The sequence below is a fragment of the Stenotrophomonas sp. STEN083 genome (assembly GCF_056759195.1).
Map to the genome: position 1 here is coordinate 14116 of NZ_JBRRCU010000061.1, position 14334 is coordinate 28449.

Annotated in this window: 8 protein-coding genes and 1 tRNA gene; 8 read left to right on the forward strand and 1 reads right to left on the reverse strand. The window is 59.5% G+C overall.

The window, feature by feature from the left end; translation table 11 throughout:
* Positions 1 to 97 precede the first annotated feature (97 nt).
* The 7 genes from ACVOK8_RS15565 to cyoD all read left to right on the forward strand — a co-directional run bounded on the left by ACVOK8_RS15565 (position 98) and on the right by cyoD (position 10357).
* The gene (locus tag ACVOK8_RS15565; protein ID WP_481567627.1) at positions 98 to 1762 is read left to right on the forward strand and encodes a hypothetical protein; all 1665 of its coding nucleotides are present in this window, start codon (positions 98 to 100) and stop codon (positions 1760 to 1762) included.
* Positions 1763 to 1850: 88 nt separating this feature from the next.
* Positions 1851 to 5057, forward strand: a complete 3207-nt coding sequence (locus ACVOK8_RS15570) for an RHS repeat domain-containing protein (protein WP_481567628.1) — start codon at positions 1851 to 1853, stop codon at positions 5055 to 5057.
* 507 nt (positions 5058 to 5564) lie between these two features.
* Positions 5565 to 5640: transfer RNA gene (locus tag ACVOK8_RS15575), tRNA-Thr, on the forward strand.
* Between the two features lie 637 nt (positions 5641 to 6277).
* A complete protein-coding gene (gene cyoA, locus ACVOK8_RS15580) occupies positions 6278 to 7384 on the forward strand; it encodes a ubiquinol oxidase subunit II (RefSeq protein ID WP_481567629.1) in 1107 nt (368 codons plus the stop codon).
* 2 nt (positions 7385 to 7386) lie between these two features.
* Positions 7387 to 9384 carry a cytochrome o ubiquinol oxidase subunit I gene (gene cyoB / locus ACVOK8_RS15585; protein WP_481567630.1) on the forward strand — a complete coding sequence of 666 codons (1998 nt, stop codon included), beginning with the start codon at positions 7387 to 7389 and terminating at the stop codon, positions 9382 to 9384.
* Complete coding sequence (gene cyoC, locus ACVOK8_RS15590; protein ID WP_481546146.1) at positions 9381 to 10019, forward strand: cytochrome o ubiquinol oxidase subunit III; 639 nt, start codon at positions 9381 to 9383, stop codon at positions 10017 to 10019. Before cyoB ends, cyoC begins: the two co-directional genes overlap by 4 nt.
* Entirely contained in the window at positions 10019 to 10357 is a 339-nt protein-coding gene (gene cyoD, locus ACVOK8_RS15595; protein ID WP_282271076.1) for a cytochrome o ubiquinol oxidase subunit IV, read from the forward strand. The genes cyoC and cyoD overlap by 1 nt, the downstream gene beginning before the upstream one ends.
* A gap of 238 nt (positions 10358 to 10595) precedes the next feature.
* Here cyoD and ACVOK8_RS15600 read toward each other — a convergent pair whose 3' ends face one another.
* A complete protein-coding gene (locus ACVOK8_RS15600) occupies positions 10596 to 12656 on the reverse strand; it encodes a putative bifunctional diguanylate cyclase/phosphodiesterase (RefSeq protein ID WP_481567631.1) in 2061 nt (686 codons plus the stop codon).
* A 136-nt stretch (positions 12657 to 12792) separates the two neighbouring features.
* Between ACVOK8_RS15600 and radA the strand changes: the two genes are divergently transcribed.
* Positions 12793 to 14175, forward strand: coding sequence for a DNA repair protein RadA (radA, locus tag ACVOK8_RS15605; protein ID WP_481516936.1), 1383 nt, complete (start codon positions 12793 to 12795; stop codon positions 14173 to 14175).
* Positions 14176 to 14334: the final 159 nt, after the last annotated feature.

The window sequence follows — 14334 nt, forward strand, 5'->3', positions numbered from 1 at the left end:
GCATGATTTTAGGTGCGTGCCTGGTTCTTTTGTTGTGGTTCGGTTTTTGATTTCCACGAATCCAAGAAGTTTTCTTCTATCGCACAGGGAAGTGGCAATGACTCGAATGATTGGACGCATTCTGCTTGTTGGTTGCATGTACGTTTTTAGTCCGCAACTCTCAGCACAGAACAGCTATGGGCTTCATGAAAAAGGAATTGAGCGACTCAATGCCGCTCGCGAGGTTGCGCCATTGTCGGTTGATCGCGTATTCGGAGAGTCGTTCAGTCCCTTCAATGGGAGCGGAGTTTTTTCGAGCACTGACATTTCCATCCCGGGGAACTCCGATTTGCCAGTTCATCTTTCCCGTGTACTCCAGGTCGATGACAGGTCCAGGCTTAATGGCACACATCGAGGTGGGTTTGGAGAATGGGATCTGGATCTTCCGAACATCCATGCCGTGGTGACTGTGAGTAAAGGTTGGCGACCAGTGAGCGGGGGACCTGGTCAGCGTTGTAGCCTTCAAGAGCCTCCTCCCAACACTGCATCGATTGCGGCTGCAGACTACTGGGAGGGGTACAAGATGCAACTTCCAGGTGGAAGTGCACAGGCCATGTTGGCTTCACCTAGCCCGATGTTGCCGGCTCCTGGTGATGGAGGTAGCTATCCGTGGATTACCAAGGATTTCTGGAGGATTGGGTGCAAACCAACTACAAAAAATGGTTATTCGGGAGAGGCTTTTATTGCCTTGTCACCGTCCGGGGCCAAGTATCATTTTGACTGGGTAGTGGTCAAGGCGCATTCCGACTTGAAGGGGGAATTGAACTCGCCTGCAGTGCCGAGACAGGTCGTTTTCTTCATGGTAACGAAGGTTGAGGATCGGTTTGGAAACTGGGTTGAATACTCATATGCTGGCGACAGGCTGAGTCGTATAGCTTCCAATGATGGTCGTTACATCGATATATCTTGGAGCGGCAACAATATCTCGTCAGCCGCATCATCTGTCGGAGTCTGGGGTTACAATTATTCAGATGCCAAGCTGGTCGCTGTGGCAAATCCCGACGGAAGTAAATGGCGTTACTCTTCGCAGGGAGGACTTGCGATTTTTCCGGGTTCTGACGTGGGTGCCATCCAGAATCCTGCTGGATGTCCAGAAACCATTACCAGTCCTATGGGTCAATACATTCTCTCAATTACTTCCCCATCCAATGCGATGGCGACTTATACATTTGAACTCATCTCCCATCGACGCACCAATGTGCCGGAGAGCGCTTGCTATATAAGTAGTCCCAGTTATTGGTTCATGAGGGTTCCCCGAGTCTTCATTGCGTTCACGTTAGTGAAGAAGGAAGTAGTCGGGCCGGGGATGCCGATCATGGTCTGGACGTACTCATATGGAAAACTCGATCTTGCAGTCGGGAACTCCATGGTGAACGAAATTTGGGGTCCAGGTGGATCTTACGTGCGCAATACATTTGGTAGTGGATTTAATTTGAATGAGGGGCAGCTACTTCGCGTGGAGCGCGGGTCCGCACCCTCGGTGATACTGGCCTCGGAAGAGACTGCCTATGTGGAAGCCGCGGATGTCGCCAATCAGCCTTTCCCGGGGAGCGTTGGCAACAATCTGCATTTGTGGGGAGATAGGTTGTCAGCTGAGTGGCTCAGGCCGGTCAGGTCGACCGTCGTAAAACAGCAGGGGGTCGTGCACTCGCGGACGGTTGATGCATTTGATCGGTTTGCTCGCCCGTTGAGGATCACCAGCAGCAGCGCGCCGAACCCCTAGTGACTCTGTTCCCGACGTGACTGCGGTAGGTAGCGCTATTTTTGCGGATTGGACGTCGTCGCGGTGGGTCCTACAAGGAACGTAAATGATGAATACGAATTTCGTTGGGAGATTTGGGGTGTGGCCACTTCTACTGTCGCCATTCCTTGGAATCAGTAACGTTTGTGCCCAAAGTTTCTCTCGTACTGAAACAATTGCCTACTACGACAACACCGCTAAATGGGTACTTGGCCAGGTTGCCAGTCGCACTATCGATGGCGTGGTCGCGGAACAGACCTCCTACGACGCCAACACGGCATCGCCACTGCAGTCCCGTTCGTTCGGCAAACTCAAGCAGACGCTGACCTACAACGCTGACGGCACGGTTGCCACGGTCAAGGATGGCAACAACAACCTCACCACCTTGTCGAGTTGGAAGCGCGGCATTCCGCAACTGATTGCCTTTGCCGATGGCAAGGCCCAATCAGCAGTCGTAAACGATAGTGGCTGGATCACCCAGGTGACCGACGAGAACGGCTTTGCCACCAACTATGGCTACGACGCCATGGGGCGCTTGGCCAGCACGACCTACCCGACTGGCGACAGTACGGCATGGGCGACGACCACTCGGGCGTTCGTCCAGGTAGCCGCAACTGAGTACGGCATTCCGGCCGGTCACTGGAGACAGACGGTTACCACCGGGAACGGCGTCAAGGTCAGCTACTTTGATGCTCTGTGGCGCCCGTTGCTCATGCGTGAATATGATGCAGGAAATGTCGCCGGCACCGAGCGCTTCACCGGTTACGAATACGATCATGAAGGTCGCGTCGCATTTGCCTCCTATCCTTCTGCTATCAGCAATCCCGACAAGGGCGTTTGGACAACCTACGACGCGCTTGGGCGAACCCGCTCGGTTGCACAGGATTCCGAGCAGGGCTTGCTGACCACAACCACGAGCTATCTGAACAACACTTCCGGCGCGTATACGCTTGTGACCGTGCCCGGCGGTGGCCAGACCCGCACCTGGTACCAGATGTTCGACCAGCCCAGCTATGACGCACCGGTCAAGATCACCCATCCGGAAGGGGCGGTCACCACCATCAACCGAGATGTATTTGGCAAACCGACGTCCATTGTCCGGGGGAATAGCGGGAACACGGTGCAGGCCACTCGCACCTATACCTACAACGCGAATCAAGAGCTATGCCGTGTAGTTGAGCCAGAGACCGGCGCGACCTTGATGGGCTACGACGCGGGCGGAAATCTGAAATGGTCATCCGGCGGTTGGGGTGCGACTGCAGCCTGTCATGCCACCGGCCAGACCACTGCCATCCTGTCGCGGACCGCAGCCCGGACCTACGACGCCCGTAACCGACTGAAGACGCTGACCTTCCCCGATGGGCTGGGCAATCAAACCTGGAGCTACACGGCCGATGGTCTGCCAGAGGCGGTTACCGCCGCGAATGGCACCAACCTTGTCACCACACAGTACACCTACAACCGTCGGCGGATGCTGACCGAGGAGCGGATGCTCTGGGATAGCATCAGTTGGCCTATCAGCTACACCTACAACGCCAACGGCCACCGCACCAGCGAAAAGTATCCGAACGCGCAATCAGTGACATTTGCCCCGAATGCGCTGGGCCAGCCCACCCAAGCTGGAACCTTTGCAACTGGCGTGAGCTATTACCCCAACGGGGCAATCAAACAATTCACCTACGGCAACGGCATCGTTCACACGATGACGCAGAATGCTCGGCAGCTACCGATCCGTAGTACCGATTGCGTGGTGGCAGGCTGTACAGCCGCCGCCGACAAACGGTTGGATCTGAGCTACGGCTTCGACAAGAACGGAAATGTCAGCCAGATCACCGACAACATCGCTGGTCGCCAGAACCGCAGCATGGCCTATGACGGGCTGGACCGGCTGACGTTGACCACCTCGGCGATGTTCGGCACGGCGACCTATGCCTACGACGTGCTCGACAACCTGACACGGGTCAACGTTGCGGGCGGTACGTCGCCACGCAACAATTACTACTGCTATGACGCCAAGTGGCAGCTGACCAACGTGAAGACCGGCAGTTGCAGCGGTGCCAGCGTGGTTGGCCTTGGCTACGACGTACAGGGCAACCTCAACAACAAGAACGGCAAGATCTTTGATTTCGACTTTGGCAATCGACTGCGTGCCGTCAATGGCGTAGCCAGTTATGTCTACGATGCCGCGGGCCGGCGAGTTCGTGACTACACCACGGCCAGCAAGTACAGCTTGTACGCGCAAGACGGACGCTTGATGTATGCCGGCGACAACCGCCTTGGTATCAGCACCCAGTACGTCTACCTGGGAGGAAGTCTGGTCGCGTTCCGCGAAGCGGCAGGCACAGTCATCACGCCGAAGTACCAGCACACCGATGTGCTGGGTAGCCCGGTCGCGGTGACCGGTGCGAACAAGGCACTTCTGGAAGCCAGCGAGTACGAGCCCTATGGGCAGGTGGTGAATGCAACAGCGAAGGATGGCCCTGGCTTCACTGGCCATGTGCTGGATGCGGCGACCGGCATGAACTACATGCAGCAGCGCTACTACGATCCGCAGATCGGCAGGTTCCTGTCGGTGGATCCGGTGACGGCTTACAGTAACCCGGTGGGGGCGTTTAACCGGTATTGGTACGCCAGTAATAATCCTTACCGATATTACGATCCGGATGGTCGTTGCACAGGTTCACGAATCACAAATGTCGACAATACTTGTGCCTCTTCAGGGGAGTTCACCACTCAAGCCAAATCAGCCACTTCAGTTGGTGTGCGCTCGGTGTCCTCAGTGTTTTCGCACTCATCCGTTTCATCTCCTGATCCCCGCGCTGCTCCAGAGCCTAGCTCAATGCCTAAGCCGACGATGGCTGCGGCCCGTCGTTTTCTGCGCTCAACGGTTGGCGGGGCTGTAGGGCGCGAGGCTGTCCGTACAAATCAGAGAATCAACCTTATGCAGACGCTGCCGGAGTCTGGGTTTTTGCCCGGTTTTTCAGGTGGGTATGACGCTTCGCAAGGGGGGAACTATGTTGCTTACAGCCTCGACGTGGCAGGTTTCAAACGGCTAAACGGAAATCCTGGTGACTTGCGGGGTATGGGGCTGGATGCTTTGATCGCGCACGAAATTGGGCACACGCCGCTCGGCGCTTCCGCTCTTGGCTATAGTCACCTCCCTTTCGATGGTTCAGATTCTGGTGAGATAAATGTTACGAGGTATATGGAAAATGCCTACCGATCAGAGATAGGGTTGGATGCGCGTAAATCTTATGGCGGCATGCCCATTCCTTGAGAAGATCAAGTCATGATTAAAGAAATTCTGATGCTGTTTGCATTGACCTCAACTCTGTCCCCAGAGTCGATGCCGCCAAGCGCGCTCAGTTCTCCTTTTGACATAGTCTTGAACCGAGGGCCGGCGGGGCGATTCCCATCTGGGGGGTGTATGGAACTGGCGGTGAGACTCGACGGCGAAGGGCTCGCGCATCAGGTCAGTATCATCCGCTCGTCTAGGTACTACCCGATCGATCGTGCGGTGCTGAGTCGATTGAAAACCTACAAATTTGATGTCACCGGTCTGCCTCACGGAGAAGTGTGGCGAGTTTTTTTCAACTGGTCGAAGGATGGTCGTGAAACGCGCCTGTCCAGTACTTGTGCGATCTCTGGGTAGCTCTGTCCGATCAGTTCCCTGGCTCGGTCGGTGGTGGGATGTCAGCAGCTTGGCGCGGCTCGGGGTTATAGAAGGATAGTGTGGGCAATGGATTGACCAATGGCATTACCTTTGCCTACAATCCGCACCTTCGCCGGAATAGCTCAGTTGGTAGAGCGGCGCATTCGTAATGCGTAGGTCGTAGGTTCGATTCCTATTTCCGGCACCAGATCAGGCCCGCCTCGTGCGGGCCTTTTCTGTGGGCGGCGGTGGGCTGGTGGCTTGCGCACAAACGGCTGGGTCACTGCTGCAGTTGCGCGGCTGCTGGTGATGGCGTCGGCAGCGGCGCGATGGGCGAGCTCAATCCAAGTGCCTGCGACCTCGGCGGGGCTGGTCTTGCGGTTCGCTGTTGAACAGGTGATGACGCGTCATCGCGCCGGGTCGTCATCTTGCTCATGAACCTGAACGAGGCTGACTGTCATGGATCTGCGGACAGCCGCACTCACCGGTGTCAGGTGCGGGCTGGATGTGCAGCCTTGGGTCATATGAACGCGCTCGATGTCAGCGTGCGACAGGGTGAAGCGAGCCCGAGCGCTGCTGCGATCAGTTCGGGGCTTTGCCGAATCTGCCTGAATCTGCCCGATCCAGCCCACAGGTGCGACAACGTGTCGCACAGGATTGCCCGCTTTTGCTGCGTGAAATCATTGTCAATCCCTTTCTTAAGTGGTGTGTGAAGGCCTAAAATTGCGGGGCTGAAATCTGACAACCCCCTACATGTCTCCCCGGTGGGCAATCCCCGGGCGCTTGTTTGCGTTTGCATGTATGGGCTTGCCAGGTCCGGCTCTCCCTCGCAATTGGATCGACCGATGATTCCGTTGAAAACTCTTGGACGCTTTTTGCGTCCGGGCCTCATTGTCGCTATGGCCGTCATGATGACGGGCTGCGACTGGGCCCTGTTTGACCCCAAGGGCCAGATCGCCCGGGATGAACTCACGCTGCTGATCACCTGTACGGTGCTGATGTTGCTGGTGGTCATTCCTGTGATCGTGCTGACGCTGGTGTTCGCGTGGAAGTACCGCGCATCCAACACCAAGGCCCGTTATGAGCCCAACTGGTCTCACTCCACCGCCATTGAAGTGGTGGTCTGGTCGATCCCGTGCATGATCATTCTGGTCCTGGCCGTGCTGACCTGGCGTTCTTCGCATGCGCTTGATCCGTACAAGCCGCTGGAGTCTGATACCAAGCCGGTGGTGATCGAAGCGATCTCGCTGGACTGGAAGTGGCTGTTCGTCTACCCGGAAGAGAACATCGCCGTGGTCAACGAGCTGACCTTCCCGGTTGATGCCCCGCTGAACTTCAAGATCACTGCCGATACCGTGATGAATGCGTTCTTCATTCCGCATCTGGGCAGCATGATCTACTCGATGGCCGGCATGGAGACCAAGCTGCATCTGGTTGCCAACGAAGCTGGCAGCTATGAAGGCCTGTCCTCGCATTACAGTGGTGCCGGCTTCAGCAAGATGCATTTCACCGCGCACGCGGTGAGCAACGAGGAATACCAGGCCTGGTTGGCCAAGGTTCGCGGCGACGCCAAGGTGCTGGACCAGAAGTCCTTCGCCGAACTGGGCGCCGAGAAGAACCACGACTGGTACCCGGTGACCTATTACGGCAGCACCGAGAAGGGCCTGTTCAACACCATCATTGCCAAGCACGCCGGTGAGAATCACCACTTCGGCATGAAGCACGATGGCAAGAAGATGTCGCACGAAGGTGCTGGCCATGAGGCGATGCAGCCTGAAGCCATGGACCACGCTGCGATGGGCCACGAAGCAATGGACCACGCCGCCATGAGCCATGCTGCTCCTGCCGCCGCTGCTCCTGCTGCTGCCGCCGAGGCTGACGGCCACGCCGGTCACACTGCAAACGAGCCCGCCGAAGCCGCACACGCCGGCCATGGCACCTCGGGAGAATGACGATGCTTGGAAAACTCTCTCTTGATTCACTGCCGCACGATCCCATCGTGCTCACCACCCTGATCGGCGCGATCCTGGGCGGCCTTGCGGTGGTTGCCGCGGTCACCAAGTTCAAGCTGTGGGGCTACCTGTGGAAGGAGTGGTTCACCTCGGTGGACCACAAGAAGATCGGCGCGATGTACCTGATCGTGGCGTTCGTGATGCTGCTGCGCGGCTTCTCCGACGCGATCATGATGCGTGCCCAGCAGGCGGTTGCTGCTGGCGGCGCCGAAGGCTATCTGCCGCCACACCACTACGACCAGATCTTCACCGCCCACGGCGTGATCATGATCTTCTTCGTGGCCATGCCGCTGATCACCGGTTTGATGAACCTGGTGGTGCCGCTGCAGATTGGTGCGCGCGACGTTGCCTTCCCGTTCCTGAACTCGCTGAGCTTCTGGCTGTTCGTCGCAGGCTGCGGCCTGATGATGATCTCGCTGTGGATCGGTGAATTCGCCGCGACCGGTTGGCTGGCGTTCCCGCCCTTGTCAGGGTTGGAATACAGTCCAAGCGTAGGTATGGACTACTACATCTGGGCGCTGCAGGTCTCCGGCCTGGGTACCACGCTGAGCGGTATCAATTTCTTCATCACCATCCTCAAGATGCGTAGCCCGGGCATGAAGCTGATGCACATGCCGGTGTTCAGCTGGACCGCCCTGGTCACCAACGTGCTGATCATTGCTGCCTTCCCGGTGTTGACCATCACCCTGGTGCTGCTGACCCTGGATCGTTACCTGGGTACGCACTTCTTCACCAACGATGGTGGCGGCAACGCCATGCTGTACATCAACCTGATCTGGATCTGGGGTCACCCGGAAGTCTACATCCTGGTGCTGCCGGCATTTGGTGTGTTCTCTGAAGTGATCGCCACGTTCTCGCGCAAGACCCTGTTCGGCTACAAGGGCATGGTCTATGCCACCTGTGCGATCGGTGTGCTGTCGTTCCTGGTGTGGTTGCACCACTTCTTCACCATGGGCTCGGGTGCCAACGTCAATGCCTTCTTCGGCATCACGACGATGATCATCTCGATCCCGACCGGCGTGAAGATCTTCAACTGGCTGTTCACGATGTACCGCGGCCGCGTGCACTTCACCTCGCCGGTGTTGTGGACGATCGGCTTCATGGTCACCTTCACCATCGGCGGCATGACCGGCGTGATGTTGGCGATCCCGGCCATCGACTTCGTGCTGCACAACTCGCTGTTCCTGATTGCCCACTTCCACAACGTCATCATCGGCGGCGTGGTGTTCGGCATGTTTGCCGGTATCACCTACTGGTGGCCGAAGATGTTCGGCTTCACCTTGAATGAAACCTGGGGCAAGCGTGCGTTCTGGGGCTGGTTCATCGGCTTCTACGTGGCCTTCATGCCGCTGTACGCACTGGGCTTCATGGGTGCTACGCGTCGTATGCAGAGCTACCCGAACATGGACTACCAGCCGTACTTCGTGGTTGCCGCGATCGGTGCTGCGATCATCGCCCTCGGCATCCTGTGCCAGGTGATCCAGATCGCCGTGTCCATTCGTGACCGCAAGAAGAATGCTGACCTGACCGGCGATCCGTGGGATGCCCGTACCCTGGAGTGGGAAACCGCTTCTCCGGTGCAGTTCTACAACTTCGCCACCCTGCCCAAGGGCGAGGAGCTGGACGAATTCTGGCACCGCAAGCAGCGCGGCGAAGCCTGGCAGAAGCCGGCCAAGTACAGCGACATCCACATGCCGAAGAACACCGGTACCGGTGTTGTCATCGGCGCGTTCAGCCTGGTGCTGGGTTTTGCGATGGTCTGGCACATGTGGGTGCTGGCCATCATCGGCCTGGTCGGCATGATCGCCACCTTCATCTACCGTACCTTTGACAAGGACGTGGATTACTGGGTGCCGGCTGCCGAGGTGGAACGTATCGAGAACGAACACCGTAAGCACCTGGAAGCTCAGGGCTTGGTGAAGACCGAGGTGAAGGCATGAGCACGAACGCCCACACGATGACCCACGGTTCCGCAGCGCACGCTGCGGACCATGGTGATGATCATCACGAGCATCACGACACCAGCGAGAACACCGTCTTCGGTTTCTGGGTGTACCTGATGAGCGATCTGCTCATCTTCGCCACCCTGTTCGTGACGTATGTGGTTCTGTCCGGCGGCACCAATGGTGGCCCGTCGGCCAAGGATCTGTTTGAACTGCCGTTTGTGGCGTGGGAAACCGCGCTGCTGCTGGTGTCCTCGCTGACCTTCGGCCTGGGCATGATCGCCATGCACCAGTCCAAGCAGGGCCTGATGTTCTTCTGGCTGGCCATTACCTGGCTGCTGGGTGCCGGCTTCATGGGCATGGAAATCTGGGAGTTCAACCACCTGATCCATAACGGCCACGGCCCGGACAAGAGTGCCTTCCTGTCGGCGTTCTTCGCCCTGGTTGGTACCCACGGTCTGCACGTGACCGCTGGTCTGCTGTGGTTGGCGGTGATGTTCGTCCAGCTCAAGCAGGATGGCCTGACCCCGCGCAACAAGACCCGCATGGCGTGCCTGAGCCTGTTCTGGCACTTCCTGGATCTGGTCTGGATTGGCGTGTTCTCTGTCGTTTATCTGTCGGGAGCGATGTAATGTCCGCACATGACAATCATGCACACGGTGCCGCTGGCGAGAGCCACGGCAGCGTCAAGTCTTACCTGATCGGCTTCGTGCTGGCTGCCGTGCTCACCATCATCCCGTTTTGGGTGGTGATGAGCGGTGGTATGTCGAGCTTCGCCACCGGCGCGGTGATCGTGGTTGCAGGCATCCTGCAGCTGCTGGTGCACCTGGTGTTCTTCCTTCACCTTGACCGTTCCTCGGCTGCCCGCTGGAACGTCAATGCCGGCATGTTCACCCTGGTGGTGATCGGCATCATCGTGCTGGGCACGCTGTGGGTCATGTGGAACATGAATCACCACATGATGCACTGAGCGGCTTGATCGCTTGATGCATAGCAAAGGCCGCCGAAAGGCGGCCTTTGTTTTTGTTTCGCTTTTGTAGTGCCGAGCCATGCTCGGCAGGGGCTTTCCCAACAAACCATCAGCCGACCGTGGTTGTAGGAGCGGCGTAAGCCGCGAAGCTGACCATCCTTCAGGGGGCGGCATTCCTGGGATCTGCAGAATCCCGGACTTCGCGGCTTACGCCGCTCCCACAACCGGTGGGATTACCTCAGCTGTTGCAGCGCATGAACTCGGCCGGGGCCACCGGCCGGCCCAGGTGGTAGCCCTGCAATACGTCGCAACCCAGTTCGCCGAGGAAATTGCGTTGCGCCTCGGTCTCCACGCCTTCAGCGACGACCTGCAGCTGTAGCGTGCGACCCAACGCAATGATCGAGGAAACGATGGCCGCGTCCTCGCTGTTGTGCTCGAGGTCGCGGACGAAGGCGCGGTCGATCTTCAATTCCGTGGCCGGCATGCGCTTCAGATAGAGCAGGCTGGAGTAACCTGTGCCGAAGTCATCGATGGCGATGCGTACGCCCATCGCGGTCAAGGCTTCCAGCATTTGCAGGCTGGCGTCCACGTCCTTCATTGCAGTGCTTTCGGTGACCTCCAGGGTCAACTGGCGCGGATTCAGCGCGTAACGCTCAAGCGCGCAGCGCACCGTCTCCACCAGCGTCGGCGAGGCGAACTGCAATGGCGACAGGTTTACCGCCATCGACCAATCGCTATTGCCGGCATCATGCCAGGCGCGCAGCTGCGCGCAGGCGGTATCCAGCACCCATTCGCCGATCTGGATGATCAGGCCGCTGCGCTCGGCAACGGGAATGAACACATCAGGTGAAAGCAAGCCCAGCTCCGGATGGTTCCAGCGCAGCAGCGCTTCAGCGCCGTTGGCGCGGCTGCCGCCGGCCGGGAATTTGGGTTGGTAATGCAGCACCAGTTCATTGCGTGCGGTGGCGTGGCGTAGGTCCTGCAGCAAGCGCAGGCGCTGCCGGGTGCCAGCCTGCATGGTCGAGGTGAAGAAGGCATGGCCGTTCCGGCCGCTGTGTTTGACGTGATACATCGCCGCATCGGCATGCATCATCAGCTCGCGTTCGTTGCTTGCATCTTCCGGATACAGGGCGATGCCGATGCTGGCGCTGACCAGCAGCTCGGCATTGTCGATCAGGAAGGGCGCGCTGATGGCGGCGCTGATCTGCTCGGCCATCAGGGCTGCGTCGTCTGGTGAATCGATTGCCATCACGATGACGAACTCATCGCCACCGAGGCGGGCGAAGGTGTCCTGGCTGCGCAGCAGAGCGCTGACCTTCCTGCTGAACTGCACCAGCAGGCGGTCGCCAAGCTGGTGGCCGTAGGCATCATTGACGTTCTTGAAGCCGTCGAGGTCGCAGAACATCAGCGCGAGCCCGAATTCACGCCGGTTGGCTTTCTCGATGGCACGCTCGATGCGGTCCTGCAGCAGCACCCGGTTGGGCAGCTGGGTCAGCGGGTCGTGCAGCGCAGCCTGCACCAGCTTTTCGTTGGCGTTGGCCAGCGAGTGGGCCAGCAGGCCAGTGCGCAGGCGCATCTGCCCGTCGAACACCGAGGCCAGTAGCGCGACCGCAAGGGTGGCAATCGTGGTGACGATGACCAGCCCCGCGAGCAGGTGCGTATCCAGTCCGCCGTCGCTGATGGCGCCGCAGATGGCGTCGGTGGGGAAGCGCGCGGCGGCCATGCCGGTGTAATGCATGCCGACGATGGCCACGCCCATGATCAGCGATGCCAGCAGGCGCATCGGCAACAGCCTGGGTTGTTCATGGCGCAGACGCTGTGCGATCCACAGTGCCGCCGCCGAGGCGCCAATGGCGATCAGGATCGAGACGGTGAACCAGATCGGGTCATAGTCGATGCCCGGTTGCATCTGCATCGCGGCCATGCCGATGTAGTGCATGGCCGCGATGCCCAAGCCCATCAGTACCGCGCCGGACAACAGCCGGCCGAGAGGCAGGCGTTGGCGCGACACCAGCCACAGCGCGTACATCGATGCGCCAACAGAGGCCGCCAACGAGCAGGTGGTGAGAAAAAGATCGTAGCCCACCGGGATTGGCAGCTTGAAGGCCAGCATGCCGATGAAATGCATCGACCAGATTCCCAGACCCATGGCCACCGCGCCGCCGACCAGCCAGATGCGCGCAGCTCTGCGGCTTTGGCTGTTGGCTACGCGCGAGGACATGTCCAGAGCGGTGTAGGAGGCAAGGATCGCCACCAGTAACGAGACGACAACGAGGCTCTGGTTGTAACTGCCAATCATTGGGGGAGGGTCCTGGAACGTCGATATGGGGCATAGCCCCGCTTACATAGCGGCACTGGTGGCGCGGACTTTAGCTGTCGCAGCGTTTGCGACATCGGTGGGCTATCCTGCGGCGCTGACGCAGATAGGAGTTTCCATGGCCAAGACCCGCAGTGCATACGTCTGCAGCGAATGTGGCGCCGAGTACAGCAAGTGGCAGGGCCAATGCACCGAATGCGGTGTGTGGAACGTGCTGAGCGAGATCGTGCTGGAGACAGCAGCTTCGGCAAAGGCGCCGGCGGCGCGCCGCAGCGGCTGGGCCGGCAAGGTCGAGGCGCCCAAGATCACCGCCTTGAAGGACGTGCAGCAGACCGAGCATCTGCGGGTTTCCACCGGCATCAGCGAGTTCGATCGCGTGCTGGGCGGAGGTCTGGTGGAAGGTGCGGTGGTGCTGGTCGGCGGTGACCCGGGTATCGGCAAGTCCACGTTGCTGCTGCAGGCGGTGGCCAAGATGGCCAGCAGCTTGCCGGTGCTGTACGTCACCGGTGAAGAGTCGCTCTCGCAGGTGGCTGGTCGTGCGGTGCGTCTGGACCTGCCGCTGGAGGGCATCAACGCACTGTCCGAGACCGGTGTCGAGAACATCCTGCAGCACGCGGTGAAGGCGCGGCCCAAGCTGATCGTCGCCGATTCGGTGCAGACGTTGTGGACCGAGGCGCTGACGGCCGCGCCGGGTTCGGTCAGCCAGGTGCGCGAGAGTGCAGCGCGGCTGGTCCGCTTTGCCAAGGAAACCGGTACTGCCGTGTTCCTGGTTGGCCATGTCACCAAGGAGGGCGGTATCGCCGGCCCGCGTGTGCTGGAGCACATGGTGGATGCGGTGCTGTACTTCGAAGGCGAAAGCGGCAGCCGCTTCCGCATCCTGCGCGCGTTCAAGAACCGCTTCGGCGCGGTCAATGAACTGGGCGTGTTTGCGATGGGCGAAAAGGGTTTGAAGGAAGTGCCCAATCCGTCGGCGATCTTCCTGTCAGGTGGCAGCACCCGCCAGCCCGGCAGCTGCGTGATGGTGACCCGCGAAGGCACGCGCCCGTTGCTGGTGGAAGTTCAGGCGCTGGTGGACTCCTCGCCGCTGTCCAACCCGCGGCGGGTGGCGGTCGGTCTGGAGCAGAACCGGCTCGCGATGTTGCTGGCGGTGCTGCACCGCCATGGCGGCGTGCTGGTCGGCGACCAGGACGTATTCGTGAACGTGGTTGGCGGCATCCGCGTGCAGGAAACAGCAGTGGATCTGCCGGTGCTGCTGGCGGTGTTGTCGTCGCTGCAGGACCGGCCGCTGGCGGAGAAGACCATTGCCTTCGGCGAAGTGGGTTTGTCCGGCGAAATCCGTCCGGTGCCCAATGGCGAGGATCGCCTGCGCGAAGCGGCGACGCATGGTTTCAAACGCGCTATCGTGCCCAAGGCCAATGCGCCGAAGGCTGGTACGGTGAAAGGCATGGAAGTGATTGCGGTGGAACGGCTGTCGCAGGCGCTGGAAGCAGCGATGGAGTGAGAGCGACTGTAGTGCCGAGCCATGCTCGGCAGAGGCTTTCCCGGCAATGCCCAGCGTAGTGGGGGGGCGGCGGGAGCGCCGCGCCCGAGCACCCATCACACCCCAAGCCGAGCCGGAACCAGCCCACACCAAGCAGATCGCACGCAAGAAGACGCCACA

Excerpts from the sequence above, each read along its gene's own strand:
- radA (WP_481516936.1), top strand. The coding sequence starts at position 12,793 with ATGGCCAAGACCCGCAGTGCATACGTCTGCAGCGAATGTGGCGCCGAG.
- ACVOK8_RS15570 (WP_481567628.1), top strand. The coding sequence starts at position 1,851 with ATGAATACGAATTTCGTTGGGAGATTTGGGGTGTGGCCACTTCTACTG.
- cyoD (WP_282271076.1), top strand. The coding sequence starts at position 10,019 with ATGTCCGCACATGACAATCATGCACACGGTGCCGCTGGCGAGAGCCAC.
- ACVOK8_RS15565 (WP_481567627.1), top strand. The coding sequence starts at position 98 with ATGACTCGAATGATTGGACGCATTCTGCTTGTTGGTTGCATGTACGTT.
- cyoC (WP_481546146.1), top strand. The coding sequence starts at position 9,381 with ATGAGCACGAACGCCCACACGATGACCCACGGTTCCGCAGCGCACGCT.
- cyoB (WP_481567630.1), top strand. The coding sequence starts at position 7,387 with ATGCTTGGAAAACTCTCTCTTGATTCACTGCCGCACGATCCCATCGTG.
- ACVOK8_RS15600 (WP_481567631.1), bottom strand. The coding sequence starts at position 12,656 with ATGATTGGCAGTTACAACCAGAGCCTCGTTGTCGTCTCGTTACTGGTG.
- cyoA (WP_481567629.1), top strand. The coding sequence starts at position 6,278 with ATGATTCCGTTGAAAACTCTTGGACGCTTTTTGCGTCCGGGCCTCATT.